Consider the following 20,974-nt stretch of genomic DNA (forward strand, 5'->3'; position numbering starts at 1 on the left):
GCTCTGGGGGCCTCGATGCGTCGGCGTCTGGCTTGGCTGGCTTTGGCAGGCTCATTATTGAGCGGTTGCGCGACAAACGATGTCGAGCCGATCAACACCCATTTGACACAGGTCGGGCCGGGCTCGCCGGCGTTCATCCCGGATGCTGCCGACGACGGCTCGACCGTGGTCGCTCTGTCGTTCTCCGGTGGCGGGACGCGCGCCGCCGCCTTCGCTTATGGCGTGCTGAGGGCGCTCGACGACGTGACCATCGACAGTGGCCGGCGTGCCCATACGCTGATCGATGATGTGCGTGTCGTCGGTGGTGTTTCGGGCGGGGCAGTGACGGCTGCTTATCTCGGCTACAAGGGCCACGGCTACCGTGACCTGCGAGAGCGCTTCCTGATCCAGAATGCCGAGAGTTCGTTGCATACGGCAAGGCTCGCGCCGGCCAATCTGGCGCGGCTTTGGCGTGGTGGCGTCAACGACCGCGGCACCTTTGCCGCCTGGCTGAATAGAAACCTTTTCGACGGCGCCACCTATAGCGCCTTCAAGCGCCCCGGAGCGCCGCTTGTCTGGATCCATGCTTCCGATATCTACAACGCAACCGCCTTCGGCTTCACCTATGACCGGTTCGCGGCGATTTGCAGCGATCTCGACAGGCTGCGCATCGCTGATGCAGTGGCGGCCTCAGCCGCGTTTCCGCTGGTATTCGCCCCTATGGTCATCTCGACGACCACGCCGCAAACCAAATGCAACTACAAGCAGCCGGCCTGGATCAAGCATGGGCTGCAGGATTCTGAAGCGCCGGTGCGGGTCAAAGCGGCGGCCCGGGCCATGGACTCCTATCAGAACAACGACCGCGTCAACTATATCAAGCTCCTAGATGGCGGTCTGACCGACAATATCGCCGTGGTCGGCTTCGCCGAATCGATCGACACCGCAGAGGACGCCCACAGTCCGCTGTCGCCACAAGCGGCGATCAGGATGCGCACCCTGATCATGATCGTGGCGGACGCCGGGCGACGGACCGAACCGAAGTGGGTCGAGGTCAAGCGGGAACCTCGATATCGTCCTCGGTGCGTGATGAATTCGATGCCCTGAAGTTGGCGTTCCGGCTGTGGCGCCAGAAGCTGGTCAGGTATCGCTGCGGCCTCCCGACAGTCACGGTGGCGCGCTACCGCGGCAGCCTTGCCGGCTGGGACTGCCGCGACGTGAGGATGGCGGTGGAATTGGTCTCGTTTGGCGATCTGCCCCCGGCCGATCTGACCGCGCTGAACGCTATTCCGACCCGGCTTAGGCTGACGCCCGAACAGGTCGACAGAACCATCTCGGCCGGCCGCGATGCGGTGCGCGTCAACCCGCGCCTGCGGCAGGCGTTCGGCAGGGCGCAAGGACGCGCCGGAATCGTAATGGCGGTCATCAACTGACGACCTCCATTGCCAATCGGAATGAGCGGCATGCGCGAAGCTTTCATCGCAATGGTAATCTTCCTATGCCTGACGGTGGCCGCGCTCGCCAGCACGGCGATATGGCCAAAATTGTCTGCCAAACATCGCGACGACGACACGAACACCGTGGTTCGGCACGCCGCGAACCTGTTCGGGGTCATGACCTCGCTGATGCTCGGCCTGATGATCAACTCGGCCAGGAACACCTTCGAATCGATCGACCGCAACGTGCACGCCTATGCGACCGAATTGATTCTTCTCGACAGGACCTTGCGCCAATATGGCCCGCAAACCGACACGGTACGCCAGCCGCTGGTCGTCTATGTGCAGCGCGTGGCGGGCGATTCTTCGCCCACCGGCGAGACGCTGATCGCCGCCAACCGACTCTCTGAGCAGTTGCTGGCGGAAGTCGGCACCCGGCTGAGTGCGCTGGCGCCGGCCGACGATGCGCATGGCTTCGTTGTGCAGGACGCCCGCCAGCATTTGCAGAAAGTGCTGGAGTTGCGCTGGGTGCTGATCGAGCAGTCGGAGGGCACGATCCCGGTGCCTCTGATCACGCTCCTGGTTACCTGGCTGGTGCTGATCTTCGCCAGCTTCGGCTTCAGGGCGCCACGCAATACGATCACCATTTCGACCTACGCGGTATCGGCGGCTTTGGTTGCTGGGGCGATCTACCTGATCTTCGACATGGACGTGGCTTTTTCCGGCCCGATCCAGATTTCAATGGCCCCGATGGAGAGGGCGCTGTCCGAGTTACAGCAGTGATCCGCAGTGGCCACGCCGGCTAAATGACGTTGCTGCGGTTCAACAGAGAAAATCCAAACAAATTTGAAGACCTTTCTGGCGCGGACAACGGGAACCGAACCCGCACGATCAGAGATCGGGGACTTTAAGTCTGTTTTTCGGCGAGGCCTCCCGCTCAATGACCCGGACAATCAAGTGCGCCAGCACGCCCCCATGCTCTTTGCAAAATCCCGTACCACGCGTACATGTGCGGGCACTGCGGGCGTGGTGAAATTGGTATACACACCGGACTTAAAATCCGGAGGCCTCGGCCATGCGGGTTCAAGTCCCGCCGCCCGCACCATGCTACCCATGAGATCGAACGCATCACGGCACGACGGCAATCTAGGATGTCTAGAGTTGGCACGGCAAAAACTGAGGTTGAAAACCGTCGCAACTCAGGAAGTGCAGAGGCAAGGTAGGCTGCCAAGGTAAACAACTCAAAACGTTGCAGTGGACGCGTGGGACATTCTAAGTCCCTTGCGTCTTACCAATTCCACCACGTCCGCAGGCCAGCCCTCTTCAGATGCCACAGCCCGTCAAGTCGTGTCCTACTGTGGCCGAACGCGCAACCCAGAGGAGGTGGCATAACGATACTGGCGCGATCACGGAATTATCCGCGCCGCGGACATCGGTAAATATCTGCGTGGCGGATCTGATCCGCCTAAGGCCGGCGCCTCTCAGGCCAACCCATCCCCCCCCGCCCACTTGGGGGCGCCGGCCGCCCCCTTCCAGCAAATAACCGCGGCCTTTGTAAGCCAGGGCCATAAACGTCACCCAAGGACTACGTTCAGAAGTCATCCGGGAACTACGTTCAGAACTTGTAGCTGAGATTGATGCCGACCGTGTTCAGTTTCACGCTCTGATCGCGATCGTTGAAGGGGGCTGGCGCCTCGTGGTTCTCTGAGCCGAAGTCATAGTAGCGATATTGCGCGCCGACGACGAACTTGTCGGTCAGCGCGTAGTCGACTCCTGCGCCGACGGTCCAGCCGACATTTGTGCCGGTGTTGTCAAACCCTGGCCCCGAGCTCTGCGACGTCTCGATGCCGGCAAAGGCAATGCCGCCGATGCCATAGACCAGCAGGCGGTCCATGGCGAAGCCGGCCTTGGCGTTGACCGACCCGAACCACTTGATGTCGGCGCCGAATGTATCTCCCAGGCCCGATTGCGCCGTGCCGTCGACCGAGGAATAGTTGAGGTCCGCCTCGGCGCCCAGCACTGCCTGATCGAACTGCCAGAGGCCTGCGACATGGCCGCCGACGAACCCGCCGTCGACGTCCGGCGTGATGGAAAATGGCGCGCCTTCCGTCGTGGTGATCTCGGAGCGGCCCCAGCCATATCCTGCCTGCAGGCCCGCATAGTAGCCGGTCCAGTCGAACCCAGGCGCGGTCATCGGCACATCGAATGTCGCGTCGGCGGCAAATGCCGGCACGGACAGGGCAAGAAGACCGGCACTCGCGACCATCAGGTGATGCATCGAACTCCCCGAGAAGAGTCAAAGATCTTGGTCGGAGCCTAGCCGGATTTGCGGCAAAACGGAATCGGATTTCTGCAAAGGTGGTTAGCGTCCTCGCGGGTCTCGAGGAGTTGGCGGGTAGCGTCCCGCCGCGATTGCGGTGGCGCGCGCCTCGTGCGAAACAGACCGCCATCGTGAGAGGATCCTCCATGCGCATCTTGTTCCGCTTGGTCGCGGCCGTCGCGACGGTGCTGGTCGGTCAGACCGCGGTGGCCGAACCATTGACGCTCATCATTGCCAGAACCGTGGCCGTTCCCGATTCTGTCTCGGGGCAGGCCATGCTTAGCCTGAAACTCACTCCCGACAGCGGCAAAGCCTTTGCCAGGTTTACGGGGGCAAATGTCGGCAAGATTGTCGATCTCAGCATCGACGGCGCCGTGATGATGTCGCCGCGCATCGTGGAGCCGATACGCGGCGGCGAGATCATGGTCAGCGGCACATTCAAGCCGGGCGAGGTCGAGCGTATCGCCGAGCGGATTTCAGCCGGCGACGCCAAGGTCGAAGTCGACGTGAAATCCGAGTAATCCGGCAATCTCCAGGCAAATCCATTCTTCCTCGCTGGCCAAAACGCCGTCGGCTTGGCACAGTCGGACAAACAGGAGCCTTTGATGATCAGGAAGCCGCTTGTCCGCGCGACAAAACCCAAACCGTGGACCGAAATGGCGACCGATCTGGTCGACGTCGCGATGGGCCGCAAACCCGCCGATCTGGTGATCCGCAATGGGCGCTGGGTGAACGTCCATTCGGGCGAGATCATCGCCGGCACCGACATCGCCATATCAGGCGGCCGCTTCGCCTATTGCGGGCCGAATGCCAGCCACACGATCGGGCAGGGCACCAAGGTGGCCGACGCCGGCGGGCGCTACCTCGTGCCCGGCCTATGCGACGCGCACATGCATGTCGAGAGCGGCATGGTGACGGTCACCGAATTCTGCCGCGCCGTCATCCCGCACGGCACCACCTCGATGTTCATCGATCCGCACGAAATCGCCAATGTGCTGGGCCTGCCAGGCGTGCGGCTGATGCATGACGAGGCTGTGGCCATGCCCATCAACGTGCATGTGCAGATGCCATCGTGCGTACCCTCGGCGCCAGGGCTGGAACACGCCGGCGCTGAACTGACGGTCGCCGATGTCGCGGAAGCAATGACCTGGGACAACATCATCGGACTTGGCGAGGTGATGAATTTTCCAGGCGTCGCCGCCAATGATCCTGTCATGTCGGGCGAGATCGCCGCGACGGTTCGTGCAGGCAAGACGGTTGGCGGCCACTATGCCTCGCGCGACCTTGGCTTGCCGTTCCACGGCTATGTCGCCGGCGGACCCGAGGACGATCACGAAGGCACGCGTGCCGAGGACGCCATCGCCCGCGTGCGCCAGGGCATGAAGGCGATGCTGCGGCTGGGCTCGGCCTGGTATGACGTTGCTTCCCAGATCAAGGCGGTGACGGAGAGCGGCATCGATCCGCGCAATTTCATCCTGTGCACCGACGACAGCCACTCCGGCACGCTTGTCCAGGAAGGCCACATGGACCGAGTGGTGCGCCACGCCATCCAACAGGGGCTGAAGCCGGTGACCGCGATCCAGATGGCAACGCTCAACACCGCTCAGCATTTCAAACTGGAACGCGAGATCGGTTCGATCGCGCCGGGCCGGTTGGCCGACCTGCTGGTCGTTTCCGATCTCACCGCAATGAGCATCGACGAGGTCTATGCGCGCGGCGTCAGGCTGGCCAAGGGCGGCAAGCTCGACATCGATATCCCGGCCTACGACTATCCGGAGACGGCGAAGAACACCGTCAATTTGGGCAAGAAACTCAAGGCCGGTGATTTCGATATCGCGGCACCCAAGGGCGCCAACGAAGTGCGGGTGCGGGTGATCGGCGTCATCGAGAACCAGGCACCCACGCGGGCGCTGGAGGCCGATCTGCCGGTCGAGGATGGGCTGGTCGCGATGGATCGCCGCAACGATGTCTGCCAGATCGCGCTGGTCGAGCGACACAGGGGCACGGGTGGCGTCACCAATGCCTTCGTCTCCGGTTTCGGTTACATGGCCGACTGCGCCATGGCCTCCAGCGTCGCCCATGACGCCCATCACATCATTTGTGTTGGCACCAACAAGCAGGACATGGCGCTGGCCGTGAACCGGCTGGGTGAAGTCGGCGGCGGCGTCGTGCTGTTCTCCAGGGGCAAGGAACTGGCGCTGGTCGAAATGCCGATCGCCGGGCTGATGTCCGACGAGCGGGCCGAGATCGTCGCCGCCAAGGCTGAGAAACTGACCGAGGCGATGCGCGAGATGGGCTGTTCTCTGAACAACGCCTACATGCAGCACTCGCTGCTGGCGCTGGTCGTCATTCCCGAGCTCAGGATTTCCGACGTCGGGCTGATCGACGTGACGACGTTCCAGAAAGTCGATCTGTTCGTCTGAGACCAGTCGTCCGCTCGTGGCTGCTCAGCCGCCGGTGGCGATGGTCAGCACCTTGAACGGCGTCGTGATGATGACTTCTGCGGCGGAGCCGACGACCTTTCCCAGGCCCTGGCCGATATTGGCGAGCTGTGCCGGATTCTCGTCCGCGGCGAGCCCGGCCGGCGTGCGCAGCCGGTCGCCCAGCAATTGCACCAGGAACGGGTTGTCGGCGAACTTCGCGTGGTTGAGGCCGCCGTCACCGCCTTTCGTTTTGGTCAGATCGACCACCGACACGCCATAGGAGGCGAGATCGGCCGCATCGCCATAGTCGCCGACGCGCGGTTTGTCGCCGGAGATGAACGAGGACAATTTGAGCGCCCGGTCGTCGCCCGAAAGCAGCACGGCGAACGGCTTGTCGGGTTTGCCATAACGGATCATCTGCTTCTTGAACACGTCGACATCAATGTCCGGTGAGGCAAGGATGACATAACCCAGCTTGCCGCCGAGATCGCGGTCGCCGGTAATGGCAAGTTGGCGCAGCGCCTCCATCGTCAGCCAGGTTCCCATCGAATGGGCGATGATGTCGATGCTCTTGACGCGCGTCTTGGCGAGCATCCTGAGCGTTGCCTCGAGATCGTCACGGGCGGCGGTGGAACTGTCCTTGTCGTAGATGTAGCCCGTCGTCTTGGCGCTCGACGCCCATGAGAACAGCACCGGCGTGCCCGGATATTTGGTGTCGTGGGCGATCTGCGTCAGCCGGTAGATGCCGTCGTCGAAACCATTGTTGAAGCCATGCACGAAAACCAGCGCCCGGTCGCCGCGCATGGCGATGTCGGCGCCGACCGCCTTGGCGAATTGCGGCGCGCCTTCGTAGAAGGTGACATCCGTGGCCGCAAAATCCTTGGTCGGATTGCTGTTGGCGGAACCCTTGGCGCGCTTGATGTTACCGACCTGATGGCTCTTCGGAACCGTGACATCGACCCGCGCGAAACTGGTGGTCAGGGAACGGTCACCGTCGAAGACCTGTCGCGGGTCCTTCACCGCTTTCTGGCGGGTGGTGGCGACAAATATCTCATGGGTGGCCGCAATGTCGGATGCCGGTACGGTGACCGTCGTCTTGTTGAGCAGATCATGCGTGTTTCCGGCGCAGCCAGCGACCAGCAGCGCGACCGCGACGACACCGAAACTCTTCAAGCGCAAGGCCACGCGTCGGCTCCCGCATAGGGGGACGTCAAACGCATGACGTCGCTCGATACTCCGATAAGGCCAGAGGCGGGCGCGGTCCAGTTCAAAGTGGGCTAATCGTTCGGCGATGCTGAACAGGCACGGCGAAATCCGCTGCGCCGCATTTACTGTCCAAGCAGGCTGATGCGGTCGGTCACGTCCCGGTCGCTGGCGAAACCATCGTCCTCGCGCAGCCGCTGGCCGATCATCTTCACCAGTGCCGGATTGTCGGCGAATTTCGTGTGGTTGAAGCTGTCGCTGCCCTTGACCTTGGAGAGATCGACGACCGTCACGCCATAGGAGGCAAGGTCGGCGGCATCCTTGTAGTCGCCGACGCGTGGGCGCGAGCCGGCGATCAGGCCGGACAGTCTCAGCGCGCGATCGTCATCCGACAACAGCAGGATGAACGGCTTGTCGGGCTTGCCATAGCGGCGCATCTGGCTCTTGAACACATCGACGTCGATGTCGGGAGAGGCGAGCACCACATCGCCGAGCTTACCGCCGAGGTCGCGGTCGCCGGTGATGGCGAGCTGACGCAGTGTCTCCATCGTCACCCAGGTTCCCATCGAATGGGCGACGATGTCGATGCGCCGCGCGCCGCTCTGCGCCAGCATGCGCAACGTCACTTCGAGCTGGTCCCGGGCGGCACTGGCACTTTCCTTGTCATAGACATAGTCGGTGGTCTTGGCTCCCGAGGCCCACGAGAACAGCACCGGCGTTCCCGGATAACCGGAATCGTGGACGATCTGGGTCAAGCGATAGACGGCATCGTCGAAGCCGGTGTTGTAGCCGTGGACGAAGACCATGACGCGGCCGCCGCGTGCCGCTATGTCGGCGCTGATCGCGCTGGCGAATTTCGGCTGCGTGTCGTAGCCGACGACTTCGGAAGCCATGAAATACTTGGCCGGATCGTTCGATTTGCCGCGCGAGCGCCGCTCGATCTGGCCCGTCTGGTGGAGACCGGGAACGGTGACGTTGACCCGGGCGTAGTTCAGCGTCGCCGAGCGTTCGCCGTCGAAAACCTTGTTTGGATCGTCGGAGGGCTTGCGGGTCGTGGCAATGAAGATCGAGTGGTTGCCCGCGATTTCCGTCACCGGCGCGGACATGACCGCGCTGCCGAGCAGTTCCTCGGTTTTGCGGCCGCCGCAGCCCGCCATCAGCAGCGTCAGCGCAAGAATGCAAATCGTCTTCAAATGCACGTCAAAAATTCCACTCGAGCCCAAAAAGGGCCATCCACCCTCCGCGATATCTCCCCAGCAGGCGAAGTGCGGCGGAAGTAAGTCGTGTCCAGCCAAAATGCGGTCGGCGCCGCGCGACGGCAGGCGCAGTGTTGCCCGAAAGCCAAAGCGGGCAGCAACGCCGCAACGTCGCGCAAGACCGGCACCTGCAACTCGGCCGGGTGTCGAACTTCGGCGTCCATCAATGCGCGGCCCCGCGCGACGGAGAAGCATGAACAAACATCCCCAAGTGCTTGCTAGTATTTCGGGAAGCCGCCGTTGCGGTTACAGGCCTGACGGGGCAATGGTCTTGCCGGGCCGGATGTGTAATAGGGTTGTCGTCTAACTCGCCCGCGGGCGATCCCGGGATGATCTTGCCATGACCAGCTTTTCCTCGCGCGTCGCCGTCGCCGCCTCCGCGATCCGCCAGATCTTCCCGGAAACGCCGCTGCAGGAAAATGACTATCTGTCGAAAAAGACCGGCGCGCGCGTGCTGCTGAAGCGCGAGGATTTGAGCCCCGTGCGCTCCTACAAGATCCGTGGCGCCTTCAACTTCTTCCGCAAGGCGCTTGGCGAAGGCAACCAGGCCGAGCTGTTTGTGTGTGCGTCCGCCGGTAACCACGCGCAGGGCTTCGCCTTCGTCTGCCGCCATTTCGGCAAGAAAGGCGTGGTGTTCATGCCGGTGACGACGCCCCAGCAGAAGATCGACAAGACCAGGCTGTTTGGCGGCGATTTCGTCGAGATCAGGCTGGTCGGCGATTTCTTCGACGACTGCTACCGCGCCGCCTTCGAATTCACCGAAAGATCCGGTGCCCACATGGTGCCGCCCTTCGATCACAAGGATATCATCGAGGGCCAGGCGACGGTCGCCTATGAGATCGTGGACCAGATGCCGGGCGGGCGCGTGCCCGACATCGTCATGCTGCCGGTGGGTGGCGGCGGGCTCGCAGCCGGGGTGACGCACTATTTCGCCGATCAGGGCCGCGAGGCGCGTTTCGTCTTCTGCGAGCCGGCTGGCGCGCCGAGCCTGCGCGAGAGCCTAGCTGCGGGAAAACGGCTGAAGCTCGCCAAGGTCGACAACTTCGTCGACGGCGCGGCGGTCGCCGAGATCGGCCGCGAACCTTTGCGATATCTCAAGGAGTTTGCCGCCGACAGCGTGCGGCTCATCCCGGAAAACCGGCTCTGCGCGACCATGATCGAGATGCTCAACATCGAAGGCGTGGTCCTGGAACCCGCCGGCGCGCTGGCGATCGACGCGCTGAAGGATTTTTCCAGGAAGGAGATCAGGGGCAAGACCATCGTCGCCGTGGTGTCCGGGGGCAATTTCGATTTCGAGCGGCTGCCGGACGTCAAGGAACGGGCGCTGCGCTTCGAGGGCCTGAAGAAATACTTCATCATCCGCTTTCCGCAGCGGCCGGGCGCGCTGCGTGACTTCCTCGACATGCTGGGTCCGGATGACGACATCGCCCGCTTCGAATATCTGAAGAAGTCGGCGCGCAATTTCGGCTCGGTGCTGATCGGTATCGAAACCAAGGATCGGCGCAATTTCGATCTCCTCGAGGCAAATTTCGAGGCCGGGGGCGTCCAGTATCAGGACATCACCGAAAACGAGACATTGGCCGGGTTCATCATATGAGCGGAAAGATCTTCATCGCCCTGTTTTCCGGCATCAATGTCGGCGGCAATCGCATCGTCAAGATGGCGGAGTTGCGGGCCTTCTTCGAGGATCTCGGCTTTTCCGATGTCGCCACCTATGTGCAGAGCGGCAATGTCGTGTTCCGGGCCGACAAGGGTGACGCGGCCGCGCTGACCAAACGGATCGAGGCAGCCTTCGAGACAAAATGGGGTTTCCATTCGCGCATCATGGTGCGCGATTTCGAATGGTTCGAAAGGCTCGTGCGCGAAAATCCGTATCCGGAAGCTGCCGCCGATCACACAAAGCTCCACGCCTATGCGCTGGAGCGTGAGCCGACCGCCGACGAGGTGGCGCGGTTGGCGGAAAAGTGCACCGGTCCCGAGCGTTTCGAGGTCAAGGGCGATGTGCTCTACCTCAGCGCGCCGGACGGGCTCGGCAAATCGGTGTTCGCCAACCTCATTCCGCGCACGTTGAAAGTGCCGGGCACGGCACGCAATTGGCGTTCGGTGCTGGGGCTGCTGGAGATGGCGGGCAAGTCCGGCAGCGATTGATCCATGCGTCTCGCCGGAAATGCGCGGCGGCGACACGCATGAACGAACTACGCCACCTCGGCGCGTTTCCAGTCGAAGGCCAGTTCTTCGCGGAACGCAAAGCGCTTGATGTGGTCGGCAACGACGCTTTCGAGGCGCTCGATCGAAGCGGGCTCGTTGGTCGATACCGTGATGTGCAGCGCTGCCCCGTCGGCGTCCATGACCGTACGGCCGAGTGAAAGGTCGATGATGCCGTGGTTGGGGTCGAACTCGACGGGAAACTTGTGCGCCCAATGCTTGCACAGCTGTTGCAGATAGCGGCTTGCATGGGCCGTGGCGACATTGGCATGGCTGGTCGGCATGAAGGGTTCTCCGAAGCTCAATCTGATGACGAGGCGGCGCCACTCTTCAGGGCAGGCGCCATAGCTGCATAGATAGGCACAACCTCACCAAACACCATCGAGTGGCCGCCGGCCACTCGAAAAGGGTGACCGATTACCAGCTTCCGGTATTCGCCATCGATGCCCACGGCTCTGCCTTGGCCTTGGCCGGGCCTTTCTGCAGAAGCTCGATGGAGATGCCGTCCGGCGACTTGATAAAAGCCATGTTGCCGTCGCGTGGCGGCCGGTTGATGGTGACGCCATTGTCCATCAGATGCTGGCAAGTAGCGTAGATATCGTCGACCTCATAGGCGAGGTGACCGAAATTGCGCCCGCCCTTGTAATCTTCCGGATCCCAATTGTAGGTGAGTTCGACCAGCGGCGCCTTCTCGTCGATGCCGCTCTGCTCATCTTCCGAAGCCGCCAAGAAGATCAGCGTGAAGCGGCCCTGCTCGTTTTCATAGCGGCGAACTTCCTTCAGGCCGAGCTTGTTGCAGTAGAAATCGAGCGAGGCATCGACATCGGCGATGCGGACCATGGTGTGCAGATAGCGCATGTGTTTTCCTCGATCTGTTGAGTTGCGGCGCAACATAGGGTCGGCCCGGTCAAAGGGCAATCGTGAGGCGCAAGCGGTGCCGGCAAAGAACAAATCCGGTATTCCCGCAATGAACCGTGAAAAAAGGCACGTCAGCTCTTGCACACACCGGAAGCCGCGGTGTTAATCTGGTATCAAGAATCAGTTGCGGTGTTCTTGAATAAAGGGGGCATTCTTATGGGGGAAAAGGCCTCTTTGACGGGGCGGGCCAATACCCTTGGCGACGCTTTGACGCGCGACGAAGGCAGCGATGCCGACCTGGCCGAGATTGCCGGCGCCATCAAGTGGTTCGATGTGGCCAAGGGCTATGGCTTCATCCTCCCCGATGACGGTGTTTCAGGCGATATCCTCCTCCATGTGACTTGCCTTCGACGGGACGGCTTCCAGACTGCCCTTGAAGGCGCGCGCGTGGTCTGCCTGGTCAAGCAAGGTGAGCGCGGGCTGCAGGCTTTCCGTGTGCTTTCCATGGATCTCACCACCGCCGTCCATCCCGCTGAAATGCAGGAACAGCGCACCCACGTCTCCGTGACGCCGGAGAGCGGGCTCGAACGGGCTTTGGTCAAATGGTTTAACCGCACGAAGGGGTTTGGCTTCCTGACGCGCGGCGAGGGCACCGAGGACATTTTTGTCCACATGGAGACCTTGCGCCGCTACGGCATCACCGAGCTTCGGCCGGGGCAAGTCGTGCTTGTCCGTTTCGGCCGCGGTGACAAAGGCCTTATGGCCGCCGAAATTCACCCCGATATGGGCACCTTGCCGGTCTCGCACTAGGGCGATCCGGCCGAGGATTTCATATGACACACAGGAACGGGCTGACGGCGGGCGTGATGTGCGCCGTGGCTGCCGTCATGGTCGCCGCTGCCGCGTTTTTCTATTTCCAGGTACCCAGCGCGGCCGATGGCCGGGCGATGATCCTTCCCGTCGATCCCGCGCCGCTGGTTGTGGCGACGAAAAACGGAGATCGCTCGTTTTCCATTGAAGTCGCCGACACCGACGCGGAGCGGGAGGCCGGACTGATGTATCGCCAGGATATGGCGGACGACCATGGCATGCTGTTCGTCTTTCCGATCCAGCAACAGGTCGGCTTCTGGATGAAGAACACGCCGCTGCCGCTTGACCTGATCTTTATTGGTCAGGACGGCAAGATTCGTGCGGTGAAGCAGGGCGTACCGCAGTCCGAGGCCGTCATTTCACCCGGCGTGCCCGTGCGCTTCGTACTTGAACTCAAGGCCGGCATGGCCGCCAGGAACGGCATCGAATATGGCAATCTGTTGAGCCATCCGGCCATCGGCACGGTCGTCGGTCCGAGCGCGCCGCCGGCGGACAACGGTGATGCGCCAAATGGCGGCGGCTGAGTGCCAATGGTGGTGTAGCCGATGCAGTTTTTCTCTCATGACGGGTTCGATCTAGCCTTCCTCGACCGCCAGCCGGCATCGGGCGAGGGCGATCCGGTGCTCATGATCCACGGCTTTGCGTCGAGTCATTATGTCAACTGGGTGTCGCCCGGCTGGTTCAAGACGCTCAACGATGCCGGCTACCGCGCCATCGCCTTCGACAATCGCGGCCATGGCTCGTCATCCAAGAGCTATGAGGAGGCCGATTATACACCGGCGAAAATGGCTTCGGACGCGGCAGCCCTGCTCGGTCATCTCGGCATCGAGCGCGCCCATGTCATGGGTTATTCGATGGGCGCGCGCATCGCGGCGTTCCTGGCGCTTTCCGACCCGGACAAGGTGGCGACGCTGGTCTTTGGTGGCCTCGGCATCGGCATGATCGATGGGGTAGGCGATTGGGATCCAATCGCTGCCGCCCTTCTGGCCGAGGATCCGGCCGCGACCACCCATCCGCGCGGTCGCTCTTTTCGTGCCTTCGCCGACCAGACCCGCAGTGACCGCCGGGCGCTTGCCGCCTGCATCGTCACCTCACGGGAACTGCTTGACGAACAGGATATTGCCCGCATCGCCCAGCCGACGCTGATCGCCGTCGGTACCACCGACGACATCGGCGGATCGCCGGACGAGCTTGCGGCGCTGATGCCGAACGCCAAGGCCTTCCACATCGAGGGCAGGGACCATATGCTGGCCGTCGGGGACAAGACCTTCAAGCAGCGCGTGCTGGAGTTCTACGCCGAAAATCCGCTCTGAGGCTCCGGCGTTCGGGGACGAAGCGTCTCGGGTGGCGAAATCGATACATCAGGTCAAGGCCTGCAGCGATCGCGCCATGTTCAGCCTTGCCTGCGGCTCGAAGCGCTGCCGGAACTCCTGCGTGTGAAAAATATGCGGGCGGGCAAGGAAGCTTTTCAGCACCGCGCCGCGGCCGGCACGCCACATCGGCTCTTCCACCCAGCCATATTCGCGGCGAACCGCGCGTTCATAAGCGTCGAATGCATCCGGTGCGGCACCCAGGATCGAAAGATCCATGTCGAGGAACAAGCTGGCGTCGCGCGTCGCCGCAACGTCGTCGAACAGCGGCAACTGGTGCGTGGCGGTGGCGAGGATCATTGCGCTGACGCGGCTCAGGCGACCGGCATCGATGCGGCCGGCGAGCTTTTGCTCGGCAAGGGCGGCACTTTGCGCTTCATTGTCCTTGGCCCTGCTGTCGTAAACGGCGTCGTGGAACCAGATCGCCGCTTCGACGGCTTCGCGGTCGTCTAGAAGCGTTCGATAATCGCGGGCCAGTGCCAGCATCGCCTCGATATGGGCGAGGTTGTGATAGTGGCGATCGCCGCCCTTGTAGAGGACCGAAAGCTCGGTTTTCAGGGCATCGTCGATCAAGGGTTCGTTTTCCATGGCTGCTTGAATTCCCGCGAACCAAATCCATTTGACACAGCACTAAGGAAAATTGAGTTCAATCATGCTATGAACTGGCTTATATGTGCGGCCAGATGGCAGGCAGACTAGCAGGACGCAGGACGAGACGTCGATGAACAGCATCAGCATTTCCCGCCAAAGCGCGTTGCAGCCGGTCGATCCGATCTGGCGTTCGATCCGCGACGAAGCGATGGAAGCGGTCAACCGCGACCCCTTGTTGGCTGCGTTCCTCTATTCCACGATCCTCAACCAGGAGAGTCTGGAAGAGGCTGTCATCCATAGGATCGCGGAGCGGCTTGCCCATCAGGATATCGGCTCCGATCTCATTCGCCAGACCTTCAAGTCGATGCTCGCCGACGACAAGGACTGGCCGACCACGGTGCGCGTCGACATCCAGGCCTATTATGACCGCGACCCGGCTTGCGATCGGTTCATCATGCCGGTGCTCTATTTCAAGGGCTTTCATGCCATCCAGACCCACCGGCTTGCGCATTGGCTGTGGAACCACGGCCGCAAGGATTTCGCGCTCTACCTGCAGAGCCGTTCGTCCGCGGTCTTCCAGACCGACATCAATCCGGCCGCGCGCATTGGCAAGGGCATCTTCATCGATCACGCCACCGGCCTCGTCGTCGGCGAGACGGCGGTTATCGAGGACGACGTGTCGATCCTGCATGGCGTGACGCTGGGCGGCACCGGCAAGGCCGGCGGCGACCGCCATCCCAAGATCCGCCACGGCGTGCTGATTGGCGCCGGCGCCAAGATTCTCGGTAACATCGAGATCGGCCATTGCTCCAAGATTGCCGCCGGATCGGTAGTGCTGTCGCCTGTGCCGCATAACAAGACGGTAGCCGGCGTGCCGGCCCGCGTGGTTGGCGAGACCGGCTGCGACCAGCCATCGCGCCAGATGGACCAGCTTCTGCCGTCGCAGAAGATGGACCATGTCATCAGTTTCGATATCTGATTTGCCGGCACTTGCCCCGTAGGACTGCCCGGCAGCGCTGCCGCTTCCAGTGCAATAAGGCCGGCTTGCCTTTACATCGCCATTGTCGACGTGCCAGAAGCGCCGTTCAAACGAGCAAGCCGATGATCGGAGAAGACTGTTGAAGCCGGACGAAATCAGAAAGCTGGACGCTTATTTCAAGCGCGTCTTCCAGAACCCCAAGCTTGAGGTCAAGGCACGGCCGCGCAAGGAAGATTCGGCCGAGGTCTATGTCGGTGACGAATTCCTCGGCATCGTCTTCAAGGACGAGGACGACGGCGACTACAATTTCTCGATGGCGATCCTGGACATCGACCTGGCCTGAGCCCGCAATGCCGCGTCAGGCCGCATCGAGCGCGGCCGGCCTCTTCAGCCTGTCAATGACCGGTTTTGAGGATCCGCCCCGCCTTGGCCATGATTGCCGCGTCGAGCGTCTGCCAGTCGCCAAGGAATTCCCTTGGGAAGCGATAGGTGAGGCTGAGATCATCCCCGACATGGATGTCCCGCTCGCATGGGGCCAGCGATTCGCCGGCGCTCGGCCCGCTGAGGCAGCGGGCCACGAAAGGGTCGTTGCCCGCGCGCTTGCCGACGACCAGCACTTCATTCAGGTACCCTGATTTCTCATTGAACCCGTAGACCGTCGTGCCGCCGGGGCCTGGAATGCCGGGCTGGACGATGAGCGCGCTGTAGATCGGCCCGAACCGGCCGCTCATGTCACGCGACATCATCTGCTGCTCGAAGGACAGGAAAATGATGTTCCTGTCGGTTCCGGCGTGGTTGAAATCATCACGCGACGCCTCGCTGTAGCCGTCCATCTGGGGATAGCGCATATAAAGGTCGAGGCGCGTGGCGACGCCGTCGCGCCGGGCTTGCTCGAACCGGATGAAATTGGCCGGCACGGTGATGACGTTGTTGCCGATCGCCACTTCGCGCACGGTCGCGTCGTCGGTGTAGCCGGCCATGGCAATGGAACGGCCGAACCATTTGCCGCCGAAGCTGATGGCTATCGACAACACGGCCAGAGCCGCGAAGGCGTAGAACACCCGCTTCATCAGCATGGAATCGACCACGGTCAGTTTCGGGCCGTCGGCGATCGCTGCCTGCTTCATCTCGGTCCTCGTTCCGCCGCCAATCGGCCATCCCCGCGGTCGAAGTGTCCCTTGACGGCACACTTCGCACGGCACGGCCCTTGCAGACTTCCTGAAACGACTGTGCGATTTCATGGTAAATGGAGGGTTAACGTGGCCCAGATGGAACTCTTGCTGTTCGCTTTTGTCGTCGGACTGACGGTTTGCGGTCTGGCGGGCTCGACAATGGAGCTGGTATCGGGTCGCAAGGTCGCCTTTACCGAACCCTATGTGTCGCCCGCCCATGTGTTGCGCTCGCTGGCTGTCACCGCGGGCGCCGGGCCGTTCATGCTGGTCAACGATGCGCTTGACGCCAGGCGGGCGAACCGCATCTCGGTAGTGGCGCTCCTGTCATGCGGCTGCACCGCTATTGCCTGGTCGCTGGCGCTGGGCATCGTCGTGCTTGCCATTGCTTCCTGGGCCACCGGTCTCCTAGGGTCTCCGGCCTGAGGCGAATCGGAGACCGAAAATGCCGCTTTATGCGATCGATGGAACGGAGCCGAGCTTCGCCGACGCGGACTCAAACTGGATCGCGCCCGATGCGACGCTGATCGGCGACATCAGGATCGGCCGCAATGCCGGCTTCTGGTTCGGCGTCGTCATCCGGGGTGACAACGAGCCCATCGTCATCGGCGCCGAAACCAATGTGCAGGAACATACCGTCATGCACACCGATCCCGGCTTTCCGCTGACCGTCGGAGAGGGCTGTACGATCGGCCATCGCGCCATGCTGCATGGCTGCACGATTGCTGACAACAGCCTGATCGGCATGGGCGCCATCGTGCTCAACGGCGCCAGGATCGGCAAGAATTCACTCGTCGGTGCCGGCGCCCTGGTCACCGAAGGCAAGGAATTTCCGGACAATTCGCTGATCGTCGGTTCGCCGGCCAAGGCGATCAGGGTGCTGGACGACGTGGCGGTCGAGCGGCTGCGGGCCTCGGCCGCGCACTATGTCGCCAACGCCAGGCGCTTCAAGGCGGGGCTGAAGAAGGTTTGAGGTCTCGGCCCGGGCATGCCGTCGGCCACCGGCGGCCATCAATCCCGGTTGGCGGTTGCGCGCTCCCCAAGAGCTGCCCGCAGCAGCGACGCGCCCACCTCGAACCCTGCAATGTCTGCTTCTTCCAGCGCTGTCGTGTAGTGGTCGATGCGAGTCCTCAAAGAGGGATCCGCGCCGGCGGCTAAAAGCAGGCGGATCGCCTCGGCGTCTCGCATGGCCACGGCTTGGTGGAGCGGCGTCCAGTCGTTGACACCTCGCATGTCCGCACCGGCGCCGTGATCGATGAGGATGCGGATAATGTCGAGTTTGTCCGCGCGCTCGGTGGACAGCGCCGCGATGATCGATGGAAATCCGGCATGATCGTCGTAGTTTGGGCTCGACCCGGCGTCGAGCAGCGCCGCGACGAAGGCAAGCGGGCTCCAGTAGATCGCGTATTCGAGCGGATGGCCAAGGCCGAGCTCAAACGGCATGCGCTCGTCGAACCAGCGGGGCGAACCGCTCAGGGCGGTGCCGAGGGCCTCGAAGTCGCCAGCCTTGAAGGCATCGTCCATCGCCTTGAACAGACGATCGCGCTCGCATCGATCTTCCGGAATTTCCAGCATGGCAATGACCCAACTCGTGCGGGATTGCAGACGATACGCCGCTGCGAATCCACACGTGCAGAGGCGTTCCGGTCCAACTCACCCCGATTTGTTTTTCCCTTTTTTTGTGGGGGCGGTGTTGATGCGTATTCGCATGGCTCCGCCGCTGGCCTTGTCGATTTCGAAAGCAGCCGTCTCCCGCACCAGATCGCTCAGCTTCCCGAAACCGTAGGTACGGGGATCGAAATCCGAGAAGAGGTTTAAGAGCTGCTTTCCAAAGTTACTCAGGGACACCCAGCCATCCTCGCTGTCCATCTGGCCGATAACTTTCCTCAGGATCGGCGTTGCGGCGTTCGGCGACCGGAGCGGCTTCGTGGCCGGTGCGGCATCCTGAACGCTAATTGCGCCACGCAGGAGATTTTCAGTGTAGATGAAACGGCGACATGCCTGCCGAAAGCTTTCTGGGGTTTTCCGCTCGCCGAAGCCGAACACATCGACGCCCTGTTCGCGGATGCGGGCAGCAAGCCTCGTGAAGTCGCTGTCGGACGAAACCAGACAGAAGCCGTCAAAGCGACTGCTATGGAGAAGATCCATGGCGTCGATCACCAGAGTGATATCTGACGCATTCTTACCGACAGTATAGGCAAACTGTTGCTGCGGGATGATGGCGTGTTTGGACAGGATGTCGGCCCACCCTTTCGACCGGGCGCTTGAGAAGTCGCCGTAAATTCGACGAACGCTGGCCTCGCCTATCTTGGCGATCTCCTCGAACAGACCGTCGGCAATCTTGGCGGAAGCGTTGTCGGCGTCGATCAGAACGGCAAGACGTGGTGATCGGGGTTCGGTCGGCATGCGACACCTTTGGTGACTAGCGCGCTTTCGACGTTCGCCAGCTTGGCCAGCGTATCTCGTGCGGAGAACGTCGGAACCATATCCGCCGACGAACCGACAGTCGAGGATCCTGCGGCATTCTGAAAGCAAGCGGAGTACGGAAGCCGGCTCATGTGCCGGCGTAATCCCCGTGTGGTTGGCCAAAAATGGTGGAGCCGGCCCGGGGACGGGGCCGGCTCCTTTGACCCGGTCGTTGGGGACGGGGAGGGTGGGACTCGACCGGGTTTCTCGGTAAGCGCGTCGTGCAACGCGCCTGACCTCATTGGCGTCCTCAGCGGACGCTGGCGACCGCGTCGGAACGGCCGTCGTTGATCGTCATCCAAACGCCGGAATTCTCCGTCGATTGACGCTTGAGATAGGTATAGTCGGTGTCCGTCCAGGACAGCACCTTGGTTTCAAGATTGTCGAGGATGAACTCGCCGAGGCTGGTGCGCACGGTCAGTACCGCGTGGCCGTCACCATTCGGCTGCCGCGCAACCGTCATCAAGAGGTCGCCGGCCGGCACGCCCGCATCCATCAACTCGCGGCGCTTTTCCAGCGCGTAGTCCTCGCAATCGCCATAGCCATTGTCCGGGTAGGCCCAGTATTCCTCGGCACCGTAGTTTTCCATGTCGGTGCGCGGCTTGATGCGGGTGTTGACCGAATTGTTGATGCTGACGATCGTCGCCCAGAGCTTGCGGCTCAGGTCGACCGGCGTCCCCTTGGGGGTCTTCTCGTTGCATTCGCCGGGGATGCGTTGGCAGAATTCATAGTGGCCAACAGGCTGCGTCGTGCGTCCGCCGGTATGCATATAGGCCGGTCCCGCGGCATATGCTGATCCCCAGGCGGAAAGCTGCATCGCCATTGCCATCAGCAACAGCTTGCCCCTCGTTTTTTTCATTGTTCAGTCTCCCCGTTCGAAGGAGACAGTGCCACATGTGGATTTATTCGACGCAAAGGCCCGAAGTAGATTTTAAGTAAAAAGCCAATAGAATAAACATAAAATTTGAATCATTTTAGTATTGAATTGGTTGGATTGCTGCACCCGGTTTTCGGCAAATTCGGCCTCGCGCGGACCATTTCCGACTATGGCGACCTGCTATCCAGACATATCGACCGCCGCCCCCGAAATCAAAAAAGCCGGCCGCGAGGGCCGGCATGACGGGCATGCTTTGCTGTCTAATCAGGAGCGCGGCGTGTTGAATTCGGAATCGAGCGTTTCGGGGCGCTGGATGACGGCGAATTCGATGGCGACGCCATCTTCGAAATGCCGCACGATCTGTCCGCGCATCGTGCCGAGCATGACCTGGACGCCGATCGCCGGTTTCACGTCGATCTCGATCGCTGCGCCCGACAGCGACAGATCGATGATCCGGCACTGATACTGACGGCCGTCGGTGAGCTGCAGCACGCTGGTCGGGTTGCGGGGCGAGACACGCTCGTGGCGGCGGTCTTCCGGGAGGTCGAGTTCGTGCTTGTTGGCAAGCCAAGTCAACTGCGCGGCGAGCTTGTCCTTCTTGCGGTCGGACGCAATCACCGTCATTGCGAAGCCATCCGGCAGCGTGCGTGTCAGCACACCCTCGATGCGGCCGATATGGTCGATATAGGCGATGACTTTCTCGCCGGGCATGCCGATGCGGTCGGTGCGAAGCGCCACGTTGCCGGGCGACATGTCCACGACCTGGCATGGGTGCTCGGTTCGGTCCTCCAGCATGAATCGTCCGTAGATCTTGACCCGGACGCGCTGAAAGTTACGCCTTTCAGCTTGGGACGGCGCGTAGTCGACCGCCGCTGACCTCATGACTGCCTACACCCTGTTTGGCATTCCCGCGCGTGGATGCGAGGAACTTCAGCAGAGAACTACAACAAATCGGGTTAACAAAGGGGAAAAACG

23 protein-coding genes, 1 tRNA gene and 1 pseudogene are annotated in these 20,974 nt (G+C 61.9%); 14 read left to right on the forward strand and 11 right to left on the reverse strand.

The annotated features are described in order from the left end of the window. Nucleotides 1–15 precede the first annotated feature (15 nt). The 3 genes and pseudogenes from ACVWWD_RS19860 to ACVWWD_RS19870 all read left to right on the forward strand — a co-directional run bounded on the left by ACVWWD_RS19860 (nt 16) and on the right by ACVWWD_RS19870 (nt 2,517). Nucleotides 16–1,409 (forward strand): annotated as a pseudogene (locus ACVWWD_RS19860) (patatin-like phospholipase family protein). Nucleotides 1,410–1,439: 30 nt separating this feature from the next. After that, entirely contained in the window at nt 1,440–2,195 is a 756-nt protein-coding gene (locus ACVWWD_RS19865) for a bestrophin-like domain (protein ID WP_352666924.1), read from the forward strand. Between the two features lie 237 nt (nt 2,196–2,432). Further along, nucleotides 2,433–2,517, forward strand: a tRNA-Leu gene (locus ACVWWD_RS19870). A 510-nt stretch (nt 2,518–3,027) separates the two neighbouring features. On the opposite strand, the gene ACVWWD_RS19875 is transcribed toward ACVWWD_RS19870, so the two are convergent. After that, nucleotides 3,028–3,690, reverse strand: coding sequence for an outer membrane protein (locus ACVWWD_RS19875; protein ID WP_352552472.1), 663 nt, complete (start codon nt 3,688–3,690; stop codon nt 3,028–3,030). Between the two features lie 188 nt (nt 3,691–3,878). Here ACVWWD_RS19875 and ACVWWD_RS19880 point away from each other — a divergent pair, with 188 nt between their 5' ends. Together ACVWWD_RS19880 and ade are read left to right on the forward strand one after the other, a co-directional pair. Beyond that, entirely contained in the window at nt 3,879–4,253 is a 375-nt protein-coding gene (locus ACVWWD_RS19880; RefSeq protein WP_352552470.1) for a SecDF P1 head subdomain-containing protein, read from the forward strand. 84 nt (nt 4,254–4,337) lie between these two features. Then, a complete protein-coding gene (gene ade, locus ACVWWD_RS19885) occupies nt 4,338–6,155 on the forward strand; it encodes an adenine deaminase (RefSeq protein ID WP_352552468.1) in 1,818 nt (605 codons plus the stop codon). A 24-nt stretch (nt 6,156–6,179) separates the two neighbouring features. Here the strand turns inward: ade and ACVWWD_RS19890 are convergent, their stop codons facing one another. Then, complete coding sequence (locus ACVWWD_RS19890) at nt 6,180–7,340, reverse strand: alpha/beta hydrolase (protein ID WP_457103286.1); 1,161 nt, start codon at nt 7,338–7,340, stop codon at nt 6,180–6,182. Between the two features lie 143 nt (nt 7,341–7,483). Beyond that, nucleotides 7,484–8,515: an alpha/beta hydrolase gene (locus ACVWWD_RS19895; RefSeq protein ID WP_156939408.1), complete on the reverse strand. Its 1,032-nt coding sequence runs from the start codon at nt 8,513–8,515 to the stop codon at nt 7,484–7,486. Between the two features lie 439 nt (nt 8,516–8,954). On the opposite strand from ACVWWD_RS19895, the gene ilvA reads away from it, so the two are divergent. Further along, on the forward strand, nt 8,955–10,211 hold the full coding sequence (gene ilvA, locus ACVWWD_RS19900) for a threonine ammonia-lyase IlvA (protein ID WP_457103287.1): 1,257 nt from the start codon (nt 8,955–8,957) through the stop codon (nt 10,209–10,211). Further along, on the forward strand, nt 10,208–10,762 hold the full coding sequence (locus ACVWWD_RS19905) for a DUF1697 domain-containing protein (RefSeq protein ID WP_352552462.1): 555 nt from the start codon (nt 10,208–10,210) through the stop codon (nt 10,760–10,762). Before ilvA ends, ACVWWD_RS19905 begins: the two co-directional genes overlap by 4 nt. Before the next feature lie 47 nt (nt 10,763–10,809). Here ACVWWD_RS19905 and ACVWWD_RS19910 read toward each other — a convergent pair whose 3' ends face one another. Together ACVWWD_RS19910 and gloA are read right to left on the reverse strand one after the other, a co-directional pair. Beyond that, the gene (locus ACVWWD_RS19910; RefSeq protein WP_023773108.1) at nt 10,810–11,103 is read right to left on the reverse strand and encodes a DUF2218 domain-containing protein; all 294 of its coding nucleotides are present in this window, start codon (nt 11,101–11,103) and stop codon (nt 10,810–10,812) included. A 133-nt stretch (nt 11,104–11,236) separates the two neighbouring features. Next, the gene (gloA, locus tag ACVWWD_RS19915; RefSeq protein ID WP_023773107.1) at nt 11,237–11,677 is read right to left on the reverse strand and encodes a lactoylglutathione lyase; all 441 of its coding nucleotides are present in this window, start codon (nt 11,675–11,677) and stop codon (nt 11,237–11,239) included. 216 nt (nt 11,678–11,893) lie between these two features. On the opposite strand from gloA, the gene ACVWWD_RS19920 reads away from it, so the two are divergent. The 3 genes from ACVWWD_RS19920 to ACVWWD_RS19930 are packed head-to-tail and all read left to right on the forward strand — an operon-like array spanning nt 11,894 to nt 13,860. Further along, a complete protein-coding gene (locus ACVWWD_RS19920) occupies nt 11,894–12,487 on the forward strand; it encodes a cold-shock protein (protein WP_032922500.1) in 594 nt (197 codons plus the stop codon). Between the two features lie 23 nt (nt 12,488–12,510). Continuing rightward, complete coding sequence (locus ACVWWD_RS19925; RefSeq protein ID WP_023773106.1) at nt 12,511–13,071, forward strand: DUF192 domain-containing protein; 561 nt, start codon at nt 12,511–12,513, stop codon at nt 13,069–13,071. Nucleotides 13,072–13,092: 21 nt separating this feature from the next. Then, nucleotides 13,093–13,860, forward strand: coding sequence for an alpha/beta fold hydrolase (locus ACVWWD_RS19930; RefSeq protein WP_023773105.1), 768 nt, complete (start codon nt 13,093–13,095; stop codon nt 13,858–13,860). Between the two features lie 48 nt (nt 13,861–13,908). Here ACVWWD_RS19930 and ACVWWD_RS19935 read toward each other — a convergent pair whose 3' ends face one another. After that, nucleotides 13,909–14,505 (reverse strand): HD domain-containing protein, encoded by a 597-nt coding sequence (locus tag ACVWWD_RS19935; protein ID WP_457103288.1) that lies wholly within the window; start codon nt 14,503–14,505, stop codon nt 13,909–13,911. A gap of 133 nt (nt 14,506–14,638) precedes the next feature. Between ACVWWD_RS19935 and cysE the strand changes: the two genes are divergently transcribed. Both cysE and ACVWWD_RS19945 read left to right on the forward strand, forming a co-directional pair. Further along, nucleotides 14,639–15,487 (forward strand): serine O-acetyltransferase, encoded by an 849-nt coding sequence (gene cysE, locus ACVWWD_RS19940; RefSeq protein WP_015318060.1) that lies wholly within the window; start codon nt 14,639–14,641, stop codon nt 15,485–15,487. Between the two features lie 139 nt (nt 15,488–15,626). Next, nucleotides 15,627–15,830: a DUF3126 family protein gene (locus ACVWWD_RS19945; RefSeq protein ID WP_006200852.1), complete on the forward strand. Its 204-nt coding sequence runs from the start codon at nt 15,627–15,629 to the stop codon at nt 15,828–15,830. Nucleotides 15,831–15,882: 52 nt separating this feature from the next. On the opposite strand, the gene ACVWWD_RS19950 is transcribed toward ACVWWD_RS19945, so the two are convergent. Beyond that, nucleotides 15,883–16,614: a hypothetical protein gene (locus tag ACVWWD_RS19950; protein ID WP_352552455.1), complete on the reverse strand. Its 732-nt coding sequence runs from the start codon at nt 16,612–16,614 to the stop codon at nt 15,883–15,885. 141 nt (nt 16,615–16,755) lie between these two features. Between ACVWWD_RS19950 and ACVWWD_RS19955 the strand changes: the two genes are divergently transcribed. Together ACVWWD_RS19955 and ACVWWD_RS19960 are read left to right on the forward strand one after the other, a co-directional pair. Continuing rightward, nucleotides 16,756–17,082 (forward strand): DUF6949 family protein, encoded by a 327-nt coding sequence (locus tag ACVWWD_RS19955; protein ID WP_435053631.1) that lies wholly within the window; start codon nt 16,756–16,758, stop codon nt 17,080–17,082. 19 nt (nt 17,083–17,101) lie between these two features. Next, on the forward strand, nt 17,102–17,629 hold the full coding sequence (locus tag ACVWWD_RS19960; RefSeq protein WP_352552451.1) for a gamma carbonic anhydrase family protein: 528 nt from the start codon (nt 17,102–17,104) through the stop codon (nt 17,627–17,629). Nucleotides 17,630–17,667: 38 nt separating this feature from the next. Here ACVWWD_RS19960 and ACVWWD_RS19965 read toward each other — a convergent pair whose 3' ends face one another. The 4 genes from ACVWWD_RS19965 to ACVWWD_RS19980 all read right to left on the reverse strand — a co-directional run bounded on the left by ACVWWD_RS19965 (nt 17,668) and on the right by ACVWWD_RS19980 (nt 20,881). Continuing rightward, on the reverse strand, nt 17,668–18,231 hold the full coding sequence (locus ACVWWD_RS19965) for an ankyrin repeat domain-containing protein (RefSeq protein ID WP_352552449.1): 564 nt from the start codon (nt 18,229–18,231) through the stop codon (nt 17,668–17,670). A gap of 78 nt (nt 18,232–18,309) precedes the next feature. Further along, complete coding sequence (locus ACVWWD_RS19970) at nt 18,310–19,062, reverse strand: NYN domain-containing protein (protein WP_457103289.1); 753 nt, start codon at nt 19,060–19,062, stop codon at nt 18,310–18,312. Between the two features lie 310 nt (nt 19,063–19,372). Continuing rightward, nucleotides 19,373–19,981, reverse strand: coding sequence for a transglutaminase-like cysteine peptidase (locus tag ACVWWD_RS19975; RefSeq protein WP_023773100.1), 609 nt, complete (start codon nt 19,979–19,981; stop codon nt 19,373–19,375). A gap of 282 nt (nt 19,982–20,263) precedes the next feature. Further along, a complete protein-coding gene (locus ACVWWD_RS19980; RefSeq protein WP_023773099.1) occupies nt 20,264–20,881 on the reverse strand; it encodes a PilZ domain-containing protein in 618 nt (205 codons plus the stop codon). Between the last annotated feature and the right edge of the window lie 93 nt (nt 20,882–20,974).

This window comes from Mesorhizobium sp. URHB0026 (genome assembly GCF_054059755.1).